Below are 15,242 nucleotides of genomic sequence, written 5' to 3'. Positions count from 1 at the left end.
CCACAACTCAAAGTTTTTTCTATTTTCTTAAGAACAAGTGCTCTTTTCTTATACGATAAAAGCAGATACTAAAAATCTTTCAACAGTTAACTCGTTGTTAACTACGTTTGGAAGATGGTTAAGTATATCAATCTGTTTCCGGAAACTATTGGACAGAAAAATATTGTGAAGAGTAAGATAAATGCAATGAGTAGATTACTGCAAGAAAAATCTCATTTTGATTATGGTGCAATACCTAGCAAATCAAAGTCAAAGAGCACCTCTAGAACGATAGATATACAACGTATTGAAATCTGGATCCAACAACTCATCGAAGAAAAAAACTCAAAAACACCTTTAAGTCAAGAGAAGAGAAAGAAGTTACAGTTTTTATTATCTCAATTAAAAAAAACATACTTTCGTCCTCAAGAGAAGACCGTAGATTCAAAATCTTCTCCCAAACACGAAACCAGCCATACTCAAAATAAAGATTCCGATACTATAGAGGAAAAAACTGATGTTTTGAGCAAAAAATTCAAGATAAAAACATCAAACGAGAGAACTCCAAATCAAGAGGAGAGCTCTAACTTGAATAGAGAAATTCTAAATGCACAAAAAACATCAGAGTCGAAATCTTATCAAGATATCGCGGATCAAAATGGTTCTTTAGACACTTTTCATCATGATATGGCACGGATGGCGAAAAGTGTTTCTGAATTATGCCGAATTACGTCTCTTTCAGGAACAAAAAATCTTCGTGCCGAATTTGAAAAGATACTCTTAAAAATGGATGCCCTTGCAAAGGAACGCTCCCTTTTCAAGATAGAGAACAACTGGCAAGTCTCTATGCAGCATCTTAAGAAATTGGATTTTAAAAGTCTGCACAAGGAAATTGGTTCCTTGGCACATAAAATAGACAGCGTAAAACATAACTTTGACAAAGAGAAAAATGCCGATTTGGCACACAATCTCAATGAAAAAATATTATCTATTCTGGTCGATACTCAGAATATCCTTTCTTTGCTTCAGCCTTTGAATGAAAAAATCTTAACAGAAAAATTCTCAACTATCGATGTTAAACTTTCTGAAATAAAAAAGGCAGTTGAAGCTAACGAGCGCGCCATAGAAGATGGTAATAATACTTTTATTAAAAAACTTGAAGGACGTCTGACAACTATTGATCAACAAATTCAAAACATACAAGACGAAATCCTCCTTCAGAACCAACCTAATGAGAAGAATTCTAAATCACTTGAAACCTTAAGTAAGCACCTCAACAAATTAGATAATTCATATAATCACATCTTAAAGCTATCTGAAAATATCAATCAAATTCCCGAATTAGTAGAAAAACTGGGAAAAAACAGCTCTTTTGAAAATATACCTGAGTATTTAGTTGAATTGTCTAATAAAGTTGATTCTATTAGCCAGAGTATGGATGATAAAATGCTTTCTAGGAAACTGGATACCGTCCTGCAAAATCTGGAAGATATTGCGCGACCCCATCCATTTTCTATTGAAGCATCCTTTAAGAAATTAGAATGCTACCTTAAAGACATCACTTCTAGACTGGAGAAAAAACACAATATCCCAGAAGGGGATTCCCTTTTACGCAATCTAGACATCCAGATTTCTTGTATAAAAGATCTTATAACAAGCAACTCACAAAGCGAAACTTCTTCCAACCAGGCAGATCAACGAATTTCCCGTCTAGAAGATTATGTTTCTACTACCGACGAGTATATTATAGAAACTTCCCAAAAAACAGCACAATTAATGCTAAAATCACTCGATGAACGCCTAGATAAGGGAAGACTCTTCAAAAGCGATACGAAAACCCTTGAAAATCAAGGCAAGAATCATGTAGAACAAATGGTTAAAAATTTTGAGAAGCTGCATGAAATGCTTGTAAATATTTCCAAAGAATTGGAAATATCTAGAGTTTCTCATGACAACCCATCCCCTGATCAAATCAAGATACCCAATAGTTCTAGGATTGAAAAATCTCCAATATCGTTTGAAAATACTTCAAGCGTTGAAGACAAAAAATTAGTCGATCACTCAAAGACAATCGGCTTTCATGAAACGAATGAAAAACAAAGAAAATCTACTGAAGCCTCATATCTATCTTCGAAAAACAATGAGAAAGAAGGTTTTCCTTTATCCTTTAAATTTAAAAAAGATACTGATTCTTCTAATGTTTATGAATCACATCAAGAAAAAAATCCTCTAGCAATAGACGAAGATGCTCCTAACAATATACAAAAAATATTGGAGCGAGTATCTTCTATACAGGACAGTATATGGAACGATAATAATACTGTTACTGATTATATTTCTGCAGCACGACGTGCAGCATCAGAATCTGCCAGAGAAGAACAGCTCCTCTCACGTAATAACAACTCCCAAAATATGAGAATAAATCATCGAAATTTCCTAAAGATATTCATGTCGAAATATTGGTTTGCACCCGTGATTTTAATAGCAATATTGGTTTCTTCTGCTCTTCTATGATCGTCTTCTTTGAACGGGAAAATCAATTTTTTAGAAATTGAAAACCTGAGTGCGAATCCATCTTTTGAAAAATAAAATCCTCCTGCCGCGTTTCGTCAAAATGATTGCAATGCGAAAAAAGAACCTAAAAATATGATTTGTCTCTCCAAAACACCATCAAAAAGAAAAGACATCCACGAGTTTTGACGAATACCATCATCCTAGACCCTTAATATCTGCTCGCTTCATCTCAATAATTTGCTTAATACTCTTTCATAATAGAATAAAATAGCCATGCAAGTTCTTTGCGAAAATTGTGATTATCAACCTAAAAAACCCTAAATATCTCATATTTTTAGGAAAAAATTATCCGAAAATTATAAAGTTTTCAAAGATCGCATTAGCTCATCCGCTGAAGGCATACTATCAATAGGTCCCAGAGATGAAAGAGTCAGAGGACTGTCAAATATTCGTTCTGCTAAAGCAACAACGTCTTTACATGTAATAGCTGATATTTCCTCAATTATTTCCTTATTGCAAAGCACCTTTCCGCAAAACATTACTTGTTTAGTAATTTCTGATGCACGGAAATCCAAGTCTTCCTGATTCATTATCAATTGTGCACGGATTTTTGCACATACTTTATCTATTTCACTTTGCTTTATATTCTTTAATGTAGAACGTATAACCTCAATGATTGAAAACATCATCTCCACAAGGCTTTCTTTAGCTGTTGCAGCAGTAATACAAAAAACACCATTATCGGAAAAATTACTATGATGCGCTGCTATCGTATAGCATAATCCGCGTTTTTCACGAATTTCCTGGAAAAGACGCGAAGACATCCCGCCTCCAAGAATAGATGCAAGTATCTGCGTTGGATAAAAATCATGAGATTGATACGCACATCCCATAAATCCTAAAGCAATGTGTGCCTCTGAGAGATCTCGTTTCCGAGTATATTCTCCGCCAACATATAAAGCCGGCTTCTGATTTGCTTTTTTTTCTAAAATTGGGAATGCTTTAAAACAATTTTCTACCTTGCGAACAAAAGAAACATGGTCAACTGCTCCAACACCAACCACAAATACACGATCAGATGTATAATTGCGTGACATATAAGAGGAAATTTTTTCGAACGTGAAAGACGAAACCGTCTCCCGTTTACCTAAAATCGATCTCCCTACAATTTGATCCCTCCAAACCGTTTCTAAAAAATTATCATAAAGAAAAACCCAAGGATCATCTTCTGCCATACCAATTTCTTCAATAACGATATTTTTCTCGCGCTCTATATCACTTGGATCAAAAATAGAATTACTTAACATATCTCCCAAAATATCAATAGCTAAAGGAATATCCTCTTTTAAAATTCGAATATGATAAGAAGTTTTCTCAACAGATGTATAAGCGTTGATATCCCCTCCCACCTTTTCGATCTCCTCTACTATCTCTTTAGCAGTACGCCGAGACGTACCTCTGAATAACATGTGCTCAAGAAAATGTGCTATCCCATGCTCTTCTTCTCTCTCGTCTCGGGCACCAGAACGAATATTCATCCCAACATATGCACTTTTAACGTGCGACATAGACTCAGTTATCACTGTTATTCCGGAAGATGTTTTGCCGATCCTAAGTGTCAATTTTTACCTCCAAATTTCCTGCTATTTATAAAACATTTGATTTTCTCGATATCATTATCCATCATCTCAAAACGTTCAAATCTTTCCGTGATCCCTTCCAAAAACTTAGGAAGGATTGGTGTAACACCCGAAGCTTTTTCCACCACATCCGGGAACTTTGCGGGATGTGCTGTAGAAAGGATTACTGTTGGGACTGAGATATCATCGTATCTTGATGCAGCATAGATACCAATAGCTGTATGTGGATCAACCAAGTAATTAGATTTCTCTAGAACAGAAGAAATGACATCATTTACAATGTTCTCGGAAGCACTTCTAGCAGAAAAAAAACGACGTATCGTTTTGAGATGTTTGGAGGAAAGTTGGAAATGTTTCTGATTTTTCAAAGTTTCCATTACCTCTCGCACGAAAAGAGAATCTTTATTACTAACCTCAAATAACAACCTTTCAAGGTTAGAGGAGATTTGTATATCCATTGCAGGTGATGTTGTGGCTTTTACCTTGCCTGGTTTATATATTCCTGTCTCAAGCATACGAACAAGTGTATCATTATCATTCGTTGCGATGATCAACTTTTCTAGAGGCAATCCCATAAGTATCGCAGAATATCCCGCAAAAATGTCACCAAAATTTCCTGTTGGAACACTGAATGATACACTGCGATCCGGTGCACCAAGAGCAACAGAAGAGACAAAATAATAAACGATCTGCGCCATAATACGGGCCCAATTTATGGAATTAATTCCTGATAAATTAACCGACTTACGAAAACTCACATCTGCAAATAATTCTTTGACCAATCTCTGACAATCATCAAAACTACCGTCTATCGCAATGACATGAGCATTACTAGCTCTAGACGTCGTCATCTGCTTCTGTTGAACAAGTGAAATCCTGTCTTTGGGGAATAAAATAAAAATATTGGTCCTCTTCCTCCCTGCGAATGCTTCAATTGCTGCAGCACCCGTATCCCCAGAGGTTGCTCCTACTATTGTCGTATATTGATCCCGTTCTTCTAAAATATGCTCAATCAATCCTGCAAGTAACTGCATAGCAATATCTTTAAATGACAACGTCGGCCCATGAAATAATTCTAACACAAAATTATTTTTATCCATTTGCACAAGCGGTGTTATCGCAGTATGCCGAAAACCACGATATGCATGACCGATTATTGCCTTAAGTTTCTTGGATGAAATCTCCCCTTCAATAAAAGGCTGAATCACAAATAACGCTATGTCCTCATAACTTAAACCTCGTAGTGACCTGATATCCTGTTCCGAAAATCGAGGATACTCTTCTGGCATATACAATCCTCCATCTTCTGATAATCCAGAAAGTATTGCATTGCAAAAATCCAGGCTTAGACGAGTATTGCGTGTTGAAACATATTTCATAAAACCATCCTGAAGATTGGATTCTTTCTCTAGATTACTGCTACTTTTTCGGCAAAACAATAAATTTTAAAAAAGGAGATTCGAAAAATTGCACTTCCTTATTCTCCGGAAGAGTAGACTACAAAATTCACTACTACATGAAATCATTTGCCTACAAAATTTTCTTCTCCTCGTATTAAAAGATGATCTATCAAATCTGACTTCACTTTTTGTTTTAAAACAGGAAAATCTCCATTCGAAAGATCCCTAGAAAGAGATTATAGCAATTAATCAATAAATCCAATTCAATAAACACTTCCTGTGAAAGACACTATTTCTTAAAAAATTATCGTAGTCTTACAGCTGAAATGTCCCAAACATAGATTAAATTAACCTTTTATAAACCATATTCAGTAACCATATAACAACAGAATATGTATTTAACTCAGGTATAAAGTAATTCTTCATGAAAAAAGACAACTGTATTGTTAATAAAGGTTATCAAAACCCCATCTTTTCTTGGAAAGACAAAATAATCAAAGGGGAAAGTATATCAACCCTAGCAAAGTTACCAGAAAAATCCGTTGATCTCATTTTTGCAGATCCTCCTTATAATCTTCAGCTAGGCGGAAAACTCCATCGACCGGATAATTCTCTTGTAAATGCTGTAACCGATGATTGGGATAAGTTTTCTTCTTTTGAGGCTTACGATGCATTCACTCGTTCATGGCTTTTGGCTTGTCGCCGAGTTCTCAAGTCCAATGGAACATTATGGGTAATAGGATCGTACCACAATATTTTCCGTATTGGTACGATGCTTCAAAATCTCAATTTTTGGATACTAAATGACGTTATATGGAGAAAATCAAACCCTATGCCAAATTTTAGAGGTTGTCGCTTCCAAAACGCCCACGAAACTCTCATTTGGGCTTCTCCTTCGCCAAAATCCAAAAACTACACATTCAACTACGAATCCTTGAAAGCCGCTAATGAAGACGTTCAAATGCGCTCTGACTGGCTATTCCCCATTTGTACCGGCGCGGAGCGTCTGCGCGATAAAGATGGTCAGAAATTGCATGCCACCCAAAAGCCTGAAGCTCTTTTATCGCGCATTTTGATGGCTTCGACAAAACCTGGAGATATCATCCTAGACCCATTTTTTGGATCTGGCACAACTGGTGCCGTTGCCAAAAAACTTGGAAGACACTTCATTGGCATAGAAATGGAGCAAGATTACATTAACGTTGCAACCGAACGTATCGCAGCTGTTAAACCCTGGGGAAGCGTTGAATTAACAGTTATGACAAGAAAGAAATCTCAACCCCGTATTGCTTTTAATTTACTTGTAGAACGCGGACACATAAAACCAGGACAGATTCTAACAAATGCCAAACGTAGTGTAAGCGCCCTTGTACGAGTCGATGGCACCTTGATTTCCGGCACTGAATCAGGCTCTATCCATCGTATCGGCGCCAAAGTCAGTGGTTCAGATGTTTGTAACGGCTGGAATTTTTGGCATTTTGAAAAAGATGGAGTATTATATTCGATTGATACATTACGCTCTATGATACGCAAGGAACTTGTCGAATCAAATATTGCATAATGTCATGGACAAACATAAAATATCTCTATATCAGAATTGCTACGTTCGTGGAATCTTAATGACTTTGATATTGATTTTTAAAATAATATATCTATATGTATAGCTGATTATGCGGCGGGAATATTCTTTTTAAAACTCTTTGCACTTCAATTATTTCCGTGCCTCAATACCGTTCCCTTGATAAAATTTGACAAATTATAGTATTGTTCAGAGCGTTTAAAAACGGATGCATAGCATTTAATATACACTGAACAACTTTTATACATACCATCCAATATTGTGATGTAGCTTACTGTAATGTAATCAAGTCAGGGTTATATTATGTGTATTTTCCTGTTGTAATATCTTTTCCAACTATAAAGATGATCCGAAACCATTATGCCACTCATCCAAGATGAAATACAAAAATTATCCCCTTTCTTTTTAGATAGGATATTTACAAAAAAACCTTTAGATTCAGGACTCTATATAGTATCAACCCCCATCGGGAATCTAGAAGATATAACCATCCGTGCGCTTAATGTGTTATCTACAGTAGATGTTGTAGCTTGTGAGGATACCCGCTTAACTGGCATCTTTCTCAAGCATTATGGAATACACACCAAATTGTGTCCATATCACGAACACAATTCCAAAAAAATGGGAGAATATCTCTTAGAATCTTTGCAAAAGAACCTTTCGATAGCACTAGTTTCTGATGCAGGCACACCTATGATATCAGATCCCGGATATCATGTGGTAAATCTTGCTATACAGGGAGGACATCGAGTCATTCCGATTCCCGGATCATCAGCGCCTCTGGCAGCTCTAGTAGGATCCGGATTACCAAGCAATTCTTTTCTTTTTATAGGATTCTTGTCCTCTAAAAGCAAAGCAAGACGTGATAAACTACTATCCTTGATCACCATATCTGCTACTCTCATTTTCTTTGAATCTCCTCATCGCATACTTGAAACTTTAATCGATATTGCGGATATTTTAGGGAAAAATCGTCCGGCAACGGTATGTCGTGAAATAACAAAGGTATATGAAGAATTTCAACGTGATACTGTTGAAAACCTTATCGTTATTTTTAGTAAAAGGACTACAATAAAAGGAGAAATTGTCTTAGTAATAGGACCTCCTGAAAAAAATCCTGAAATAATGGATGAACAGGAATTAAATGATTTATTAACTACACTTTGTCAGAAAATGTCAAAAGCTCAAGCCGCTCGCGAAGCAGCACGCATTACTGGTATTCCACGCAAGAAACTATATACTCACGTCTTGGGAAAAAAGATTGAAGATGTTACATAATCGTCGCAAAGCTCTGCAATACGGACGTTTCGCTGAAAATTTTTCTGCTTTATTCTTATTAATAAAAGGCTGGAAAATTATAGCATTGCGCTATCGTAATCCCTTTGGAGAAATTGACATCATTGCCTCACGCAAAAACCTGGTTATTTTTGTTGAGGTCAAAGCTAGGAAAACCGTTCATGCTGCCATTGATTCTATTTCGTATACCAGTCGCAAACGTATTCGAACAGCCGGAGAAGCATGGATTGCAAAACAAATAAATGGTCAATACCTTTCGTACCGTTATGACATAATTGCAGTGACTCCTTGGCGACTTCCAAAACATCTACCCGATGCTTTTTAGCCACGTGTATTATCATTCTCTCCTTTTAAAATCCTTGAATTTCCATTCAAAACATTGATCACAATACCTTTTTCTCTGTTTTCAAAAAGATATTTATATGTTTATACAGATAGAGCAAATTCTTTTGATCAATACATTCTCGAGTAACAAGCAAATATATGGGAAACTTAATCATGGACAATTCAACCAATCAAGGAGATCTTTCTAATCTATCTTTTGAAAAAGCAATTTCTGAACTCGAAGATATTGTCATAAAACTCGAACGAGGTGACGTAGCACTCGACCAATCTATTTCTATTTACGAACGTGGCGAAGCTCTGAAACAGCACTGTGAGGCATTGTTAACCTCTGCAGAACATAGAATCGAGAAAATAAAGCTAGATAGGGATGGGAAAATACAAGGACTTGAACCTCTTGATAAAAAATCCTAAGCAAAGCAAATCAATATACTTTTAACTTCCTGTTTCATTTTCATCTTATCGATTTTTGAGGTTTTCTTTGCACGGGGATTGATTTAAACAGGCATCTAACCTCAAAGAAAGAAAAGTGAGTATTTGATTTCTCTACCTCCCTACTTTTTTCTTCATTGCCTTGGTGCTTGATTTTTTCTGAAATTAGCTTCTATCTATCATCAATGTATTTTTTTACTTGAGTGAGTTTATATTCATCGCTCCCCCGAATTTCTTTAAAATCCAAGTTATTGCTGATCGAATTTATTGTTGTTTTTCTTCTTTTGCCGAGGATTGATTTCTTTCAATATATTACGATCTTGAGCCAAAATACTCTTTTCCATAGGTTGATATAGTAAAGATCACTACTATATCAGGCTTTATTGATTTCATTATTTCTCAGAGTTTTCTATAAAGAGAAATATCTTGTGATCTAGACCAAAAATCTACCTTCGTGATTCAAATTTCCGAAGACCTTATCTCATATTCGAAATAATTATTTATATTTTAGGATATCATAAGCGAACTATTACAAAATCCATCTTAGGAAGATGAATCCCATAAAACTCAAATCTCGCTCACCTTTTTCCCTAATTATATTGCGAATTCAGCAGGGATTAATAGTCTCTTTTCTCCGTAAAAACAATATAATATAGCGTAAAAAAGTCATTTTTCTATCAATGTATGCGAAAATTTGAATCTCATAATTCAATCTTGAAGAGAAAATTTCAACAATATTATTTATAATCGAAAAGTCTCTTTCCTCATATTGAGACATAAGATGATCTTCTTAAAAATTCAAGCACTTTTTACAAGAGGGAATCTTTCTTTCAATAACCTTAGTACAGAACTAGATCTCATAGGAGGATTAAAAATAGAGCTTTGTCCGTAATCACAGCCCATTCTGGCTAGTTCTCTTGTATCCAGCTCTCCAGAAATGCCTTTGGTAATTATCGCCATTTCCAAAGATCGCGCCACCGAAATAATCGAGCGTAATGCAGCGATACGCTTTTCCGTGGAACCAGTAATTGCAGCTCTATCAATTTTAACTGTATCAAAAGGAAATTGTCCAAGATACGATAACAATGAACATTTCGTTCCAAAATCATCAAGCGTTAAACCAATTCCTATTTTTTGAAGCTCACCGAATAGCAATCGGATTTTTTCAGGATTTTCCATCACAATTGATTCAACAAATTCCAACCTAATACTTCTTGGAGAACAAAGGGTCTTGGAAATGAGGGCTCGTATATCTTCACACAGTTCATTACCAAGAAGCCGTGCACTAGGAATATTGATGGACACAAAAATTGGCAGATCCCCTGTCTGATCACGCCAATTCATAATATCTGCAGCAACATGCTCTAATACAAATAAACTAACAGCACTGATCATATCTGCTTCTTCGGCGATAGGAATAAATTCTGAAGGAGGAATATTGCCAAACTTCGGATGATCCCATCTCATAAGCGCCTCGAAACCGACAATCTCCTCATCTTTCAATCGTGTAATAGGCTGGTAGACGAGATACAATTCAGAATTTTCTATTGCATGATATAAATCTACTTTCATTTGCAATCTATCTGTCCCAAAGGATCGGAAAGATGGTCGAAAAGGTTCTATGCGATTCCCTCCTGCATGCTTAGCACGACACATTGCTAACTCAGCATCATTAAGCATTTCGACTGCCGTAATTCGGGAATTCGTCCAGCTAACAAGACCGATAGACGCAGTAAGGATAACTTCACGATTAGGAAAATGAATAGGCATCATCATAGCCTTGCTGATTGTACTCGCAAAATCGGCAATTTTTACAGGATCCTTCTCTGACGTAAAAATCAGTCCAAATTTATCTCCAGACAAACGTGAAAGCATGTCCTGGGGTTTAAGCAAGCGGCAAATCCTCCTCGTCAAAGCAACAAGAATGCTATCTCCAATCGCTACACCTAACATGTCATTAATCTGCTTGTATTTATCAATGTCTATAACTACAACAGTCGGACGCAAATTATCATCACCTGTTGATAAGTTGAGAATTGTCGTTAGACGATCAAGAAAGACTTGTCGATTTGGCAATCCAGTAAGATTGTCTTTGAGAGCATCGTGAAGAATTCTCTCCACTGAATTCTTTTGCTCTGTTATATCACTAGCAATCCCGATACAGCGCAAAATTTCGCCATTAGTATCCAAGACAGGACGCACTCGAATAACAATCCAGTGAAAATGTCCGTCCTCTGCTCGAATCCTAAATTCATACTTCAATCTTCCTCGTCGATGTTCCAAAAAAATATCAAGCATAGTACGGAAACGATCTCGATCATCCGGATGCATGTATGGAAGCCAATTACGTATAGGTCCATGCAGAGCACCTGCAACCAAACCAAATATCGTAGAAATATCCGGAATGGTCATTACTTTATCACGAACAACATCCCAATCCCATACAATATCTCCTGAACCGAAAACAGCCAATGATTGGCGTTCCATATCAGAAAAAAGTCCCTGAGTAATACCACCTCCAGCCAAAGCATGTTGCATGACAGTAAAACCTATCAAAAGAACGATCAGTACCAAACCACCACCAAGTGCCGGCTGCACGATATCATTATCCAGCCGTCTAGTGACAGCCATCCACGCCCCAATCATCCATATCACAATCAGAGCCCAAGCCGGAACCAATAAAATAGCACGGTCATACCGATTGAATCCAAGACAAACAATAAAAACTATTCCTGATAAAACAACTCCCGCAAAAGAGATGCGAGCAATACCTGCTGCTATTGAAGGAGCATAGAAAGACATACAAAATAACACTGCAAGGAATGAAATCCAACCGAACGTAATATACCCAAGCTTGGTATGCCAACGACTCAAATTAAGATATGTAAAAAGAAAAATGATCAAAGAAGACGACAAAGAAATTTCAGCACAAGCCCGCCAAATTTGTTGCTCTCCTGATGAAAAATTTACCAACTTAGACAAGAACCCGAAATCAATACAAATATATCCAAGAACGACCCAAGCCATTATAGCGGTAGCCATAAGCATAGAAGTGCTCTTTACTACAAAAATAATGGTCAAGAATACTGCTAAAAGTCCTGCTATTCCAAGTACAATTCCCCGATATAACGTGAAAGAATTTGCCGTATCTTTGTAAACATTGGGATCCCAAAGATATATCTGAGGCAAACTAGGCACAGTTAATTCCATAACAAAAGTAACCACAGCCCCAGGATTAATCGTTATCCGGAATACATCTGAATCAGAATCTGGCAAACGATCTAATGAAAACCCTTCCGATGGCGTGATAGAGATGATCCGACGAGATCCAAGGTCTGGCCAAAAGAATTTCGATCCTACAAGACGAAAATATGGCACAACAATCACACGTTCGAGCTGACTATCAGACGTATTTGCTAATGCAAAAGTCGCCCAATTACCATGATGGTCAGGGCTTGTTGCACGCACCTCAATACGCCGACTGATCCCATCTATATCTGTTGCAGTAGAAACCTGGAAATATTCACCCTGATTAGAATAAATCTCTGTAGCACGAGTTAAATCTAGTGCACTATCACTGTGAGATAGTTTAACGGGATCGATAGCAAAAGCTTGCGATACCATCAAAAAAAAAAAAAGCATTACTACAATTGGGAATTTTTTTTTCAAAGTGGCTTTCCAAAGGGATTGCAAAGGGAAAACATACGATGTTTATATAAACAATTACAACTGTCCAAACAAAACACTACCGCATCGCAAATACAATATAAAAATACATCTTTAACTACCTATTGCGACTTTTTTCAACACAATTTCTGCAAAGCCAATGATTTTTCCTCTGAAAATACACAACAACATCTCTCCAAGAATAGAAACCGGTAATCCCTGACATATATATAAAACAAAAAAATCGCGACTAATCTTTGCAAATATATCAAAAAAATTCCTACTTTTCACCATAATAACAACACTTACTATAATCCACTTATCCAAATGTCACCTCTCTAAAACGCTTTTCTTCTCAAGCAATTAAAATAGAGGACTCTCAATATATAATGATTGAGAAAATAGGGAGCATGATTACGGATACAACCAGTCGAAGCACTGTCTTGAACGAAAAATAATTCTACGAGTCCCACATCCCCAACATCAAAAACAAACACTGACATAAGGATATGGTGCCCAGAGCCGGAATTGAACCGGCGACACACGGATTTTCAGTCCGTTGCTCTACCAACTGAGCTATCTGGGCATCTAAAATACCTAGTCGTATTATCCTCTAATCAACCTGACGCCTTCTTCATTCCTGTCCAAAAGGGATTAACCTAAACTGATATCATAAAAGATCTTCATAATAAAATGGTCAAATGATTGCATCTCTAGACGTTTTCTCTTCTACCTCTTCTTTATCAGGGACTTCCCCTTCTTTTCCCTCGATTCTATATACACCAGAAAGCCAGCATGAAAGATCAATCGATCGACATCGTGTCGAACAGAAGGGGTAAAACTCATTCCTGGAATGTTCCCCGCACTCAGGACAAGGATACACCTGACCACTAAAATCCGATTTTTTTGTAGTCATGGACATCTGTTCAAAATCCTACTTACACGCAAGATTATAAAATCCCTATTTTCAAGCGACAACAACTACGCTTCTCCACAACAACCACATATCCCAATTAAGGGGAACTGTACAAAATCTTATTTCCCAAAACAAGATATTATTTACAAATACAATCTGAAACAAAAATATACAACAGAGCTTTGCATACTTTAATCATCATCTATAACGATAGGTAATGCGTGCCCTCGTCATATCATATGGAGTAATTTCTACGAGAACCTTGTCTCCTGCTGATATACGAATCCTATTCTTGCGCACACGACCTGCAGTGTAAGCGATAACATCGGCACCATCAATACAAGAGACAATATCTGCACCACGCTTAGTAGCGGAATCAGTGGAACTAGGATTAGAATCAGAAACACCAGGATTTGTAGAAGACCGGTCATTGATTTCAATTAGTTTTACACGAAACGTAGCGTTGGGCAACAACTCGGAAACGATACCGGAAAATTCAAGAACTTCTTCTTTAGGCATGTCAGACAGTGTATCCTATATAAAAATGACGTTAAAAAACTCACAGCCGTAAAGACTATAATAAACTCAGCATCGCAATAAAAACCATCCCCAATTCACATATAAATCAGGAAAACATCCTAAAAGCAGCTCCAAAACTGTACACTGTATATTCAAAAAAATAAACACCTAAAGACCAGTTTATGATAACAAGATCATATTTCCCAACGCACATCAATAATATTCCCATAAAACATAATGCCATAATTCCAAAAAAGATATTATTTTCATCTTTTCAGCAAGAAAGAAGAAACATGGATTAAGCTACAGAACAACTTATCTCAAATCTATTTTATGAAAGATATCCTGTATTATGTTAACTTAAGGCTAAGAATATACACCGTTTGATGTGTTTTTCTATGTTTTTACATTCCTTAATTCTCCTCGCAATAGCGGGAGAAAACCGCACATAAACTCATTGGCACATTAACATGGATGGGGAAAGCATATAACAAGCAACAATACATACCAAAGGAGCAAGATAAGATCGTATATACCGACATCTAAAATTATGACTTTTTCCATTAAAAAGAAGATTTTTATCCCCCCTAATAAAAACGTGAGGGATAAATAGCTAAACAATAAAAGCCTTACGTGTGCTTATAAGAATAACACGCTAGGACATTCTTTCCCTCTCCTTTTATCAGTGAACGCTACGCATATCTGGGCTCATTGGCATCATATTATTGTTAAGGTGATGCATGACCCAAATTGACCCAATAAAACAAATAGCGATAATGATCATCGCAAAAATCATGGACATAAAACTCCAACCGCATTCGGTCTTCAACCCCACATTCAAGAAAAACACCAAATGAACGATTATTTGTGCAATAGCACATAGCATAATCACCGAAACCATTATCTGTCGATCGGAAAAGACATCCTGCATTACGAGCAAAAAGGGAACGATTGTAAAA

At 36.6% G+C, this 15,242-nt stretch carries 12 protein-coding genes and 1 tRNA gene; 5 read left to right on the top strand and 8 right to left on the bottom strand.

What is annotated here, in order from left to right; genetic code table 11:
* The first annotated feature begins 114 nt into the window (after window positions 1-114).
* The gene (locus H0G72_RS01265; protein WP_182016823.1) at window positions 115-2,493 is read left to right on the top strand and encodes a hypothetical protein; all 2,379 of its coding nucleotides are present in this window, start codon (window positions 115-117) and stop codon (window positions 2,491-2,493) included.
* Window positions 2,494-2,849: 356 nt separating this feature from the next.
* Here the strand turns inward: H0G72_RS01265 and H0G72_RS01260 are convergent, their stop codons facing one another.
* Together H0G72_RS01260 and thrC are read right to left on the bottom strand one after the other, a co-directional pair.
* Complete coding sequence (locus tag H0G72_RS01260; RefSeq protein ID WP_182016821.1) at window positions 2,850-4,115, bottom strand: M16 family metallopeptidase; 1,266 nt, start codon at window positions 4,113-4,115, stop codon at window positions 2,850-2,852.
* Window positions 4,112-5,512 (bottom strand): threonine synthase, encoded by a 1,401-nt coding sequence (thrC, locus tag H0G72_RS01255; protein ID WP_182016819.1) that lies wholly within the window; start codon window positions 5,510-5,512, stop codon window positions 4,112-4,114. Before thrC ends, H0G72_RS01260 begins: the two co-directional genes overlap by 4 nt.
* A gap of 445 nt (window positions 5,513-5,957) precedes the next feature.
* Between thrC and H0G72_RS01250 the strand changes: the two genes are divergently transcribed.
* The 4 genes from H0G72_RS01250 (at window position 5,958) to H0G72_RS01235 (ending at window position 9,164) form a co-directional block, all read left to right on the top strand.
* Window positions 5,958-7,094 (top strand): site-specific DNA-methyltransferase, encoded by a 1,137-nt coding sequence (locus H0G72_RS01250; protein ID WP_182016817.1) that lies wholly within the window; start codon window positions 5,958-5,960, stop codon window positions 7,092-7,094.
* A 378-nt stretch (window positions 7,095-7,472) separates the two neighbouring features.
* Window positions 7,473-8,390: a 16S rRNA (cytidine(1402)-2'-O)-methyltransferase gene (gene rsmI / locus H0G72_RS01245; protein ID WP_182016815.1), complete on the top strand. Its 918-nt coding sequence runs from the start codon at window positions 7,473-7,475 to the stop codon at window positions 8,388-8,390.
* Window positions 8,380-8,733 (top strand): YraN family protein, encoded by a 354-nt coding sequence (locus H0G72_RS01240; protein WP_182016813.1) that lies wholly within the window; start codon window positions 8,380-8,382, stop codon window positions 8,731-8,733. The genes rsmI and H0G72_RS01240 overlap by 11 nt, the downstream gene beginning before the upstream one ends.
* A 173-nt stretch (window positions 8,734-8,906) precedes the next feature.
* Complete coding sequence (locus H0G72_RS01235; RefSeq protein WP_182016811.1) at window positions 8,907-9,164, top strand: exodeoxyribonuclease VII small subunit; 258 nt, start codon at window positions 8,907-8,909, stop codon at window positions 9,162-9,164.
* A gap of 816 nt (window positions 9,165-9,980) precedes the next feature.
* Here H0G72_RS01235 and H0G72_RS01230 read toward each other — a convergent pair.
* The 6 genes from H0G72_RS01230 to H0G72_RS01200 form a co-directional block, all read right to left on the bottom strand.
* Window positions 9,981-12,824, bottom strand: coding sequence for an EAL domain-containing protein (locus tag H0G72_RS01230; RefSeq protein WP_182016879.1), 2,844 nt, complete (start codon window positions 12,822-12,824; stop codon window positions 9,981-9,983).
* Window positions 12,825-12,962: 138 nt separating this feature from the next.
* Window positions 12,963-13,142, bottom strand: a complete 180-nt coding sequence (locus H0G72_RS01225) for a hypothetical protein (RefSeq protein WP_182016809.1) — start codon at window positions 13,140-13,142, stop codon at window positions 12,963-12,965.
* A 216-nt stretch (window positions 13,143-13,358) separates the two neighbouring features.
* A tRNA-Phe gene (locus tag H0G72_RS01220) sits at window positions 13,359-13,434 on the bottom strand.
* A 111-nt stretch (window positions 13,435-13,545) separates the two neighbouring features.
* Window positions 13,546-13,764, bottom strand: coding sequence for a DNA gyrase inhibitor YacG (gene yacG, locus H0G72_RS01215; RefSeq protein WP_409049306.1), 219 nt, complete (start codon window positions 13,762-13,764; stop codon window positions 13,546-13,548).
* Window positions 13,765-13,962: 198 nt separating this feature from the next.
* Window positions 13,963-14,283, bottom strand: coding sequence for a translation initiation factor IF-1 (locus tag H0G72_RS06400; RefSeq protein WP_259345081.1), 321 nt, complete (start codon window positions 14,281-14,283; stop codon window positions 13,963-13,965).
* A gap of 682 nt (window positions 14,284-14,965) precedes the next feature.
* A complete protein-coding gene (locus H0G72_RS01200) occupies window positions 14,966-15,184 on the bottom strand; it encodes a hypothetical protein (RefSeq protein ID WP_259345084.1) in 219 nt (72 codons plus the stop codon).
* Window positions 15,185-15,242: the final 58 nt, after the last annotated feature.

Origin of the sequence: Candidatus Liberibacter sp. (genome assembly GCF_014048425.1) — a bacterium.
Taxonomy (GTDB): domain Bacteria; phylum Pseudomonadota; class Alphaproteobacteria; order Rhizobiales; family Rhizobiaceae; genus Liberibacter.
Note: the sequence above shows the minus strand (reverse complement) of the source record. Positions and strands in the feature narration are given on the sequence as shown.

Bases quoted from the DNA above. Each gene is read 5' to 3' on its own strand.
- H0G72_RS01230 (WP_182016879.1), bottom strand. From the start codon at position 12,824: ATGCTTTTTTTTTTTTTGATGGTATCGCAAGCTTTTGCTATCGATCCC.
- H0G72_RS06400 (WP_259345081.1), bottom strand. From the start codon at position 14,283: ATGCCTAAAGAAGAAGTTCTTGAATTTTCCGGTATCGTTTCCGAGTTG.
- H0G72_RS01200 (WP_259345084.1), bottom strand. From the start codon at position 15,184: ATGGTTTCGGTGATTATGCTATGTGCTATTGCACAAATAATCGTTCAT.
- rsmI (WP_182016815.1), top strand. From the start codon at position 7,473: ATGCCACTCATCCAAGATGAAATACAAAAATTATCCCCTTTCTTTTTA.
- yacG (WP_409049306.1), bottom strand. From the start codon at position 13,764: ATGACTACAAAAAAATCGGATTTTAGTGGTCAGGTGTATCCTTGTCCT.
- thrC (WP_182016819.1), bottom strand. From the start codon at position 5,512: ATGAAATATGTTTCAACACGCAATACTCGTCTAAGCCTGGATTTTTGC.
- H0G72_RS01240 (WP_182016813.1), top strand. From the start codon at position 8,380: ATGTTACATAATCGTCGCAAAGCTCTGCAATACGGACGTTTCGCTGAA.
- H0G72_RS01250 (WP_182016817.1), top strand. From the start codon at position 5,958: ATGAAAAAAGACAACTGTATTGTTAATAAAGGTTATCAAAACCCCATC.
- H0G72_RS01265 (WP_182016823.1), top strand. From the start codon at position 115: ATGGTTAAGTATATCAATCTGTTTCCGGAAACTATTGGACAGAAAAAT.
- H0G72_RS01225 (WP_182016809.1), bottom strand. From the start codon at position 13,142: ATGGTGAAAAGTAGGAATTTTTTTGATATATTTGCAAAGATTAGTCGC.
- H0G72_RS01235 (WP_182016811.1), top strand. From the start codon at position 8,907: ATGGACAATTCAACCAATCAAGGAGATCTTTCTAATCTATCTTTTGAA.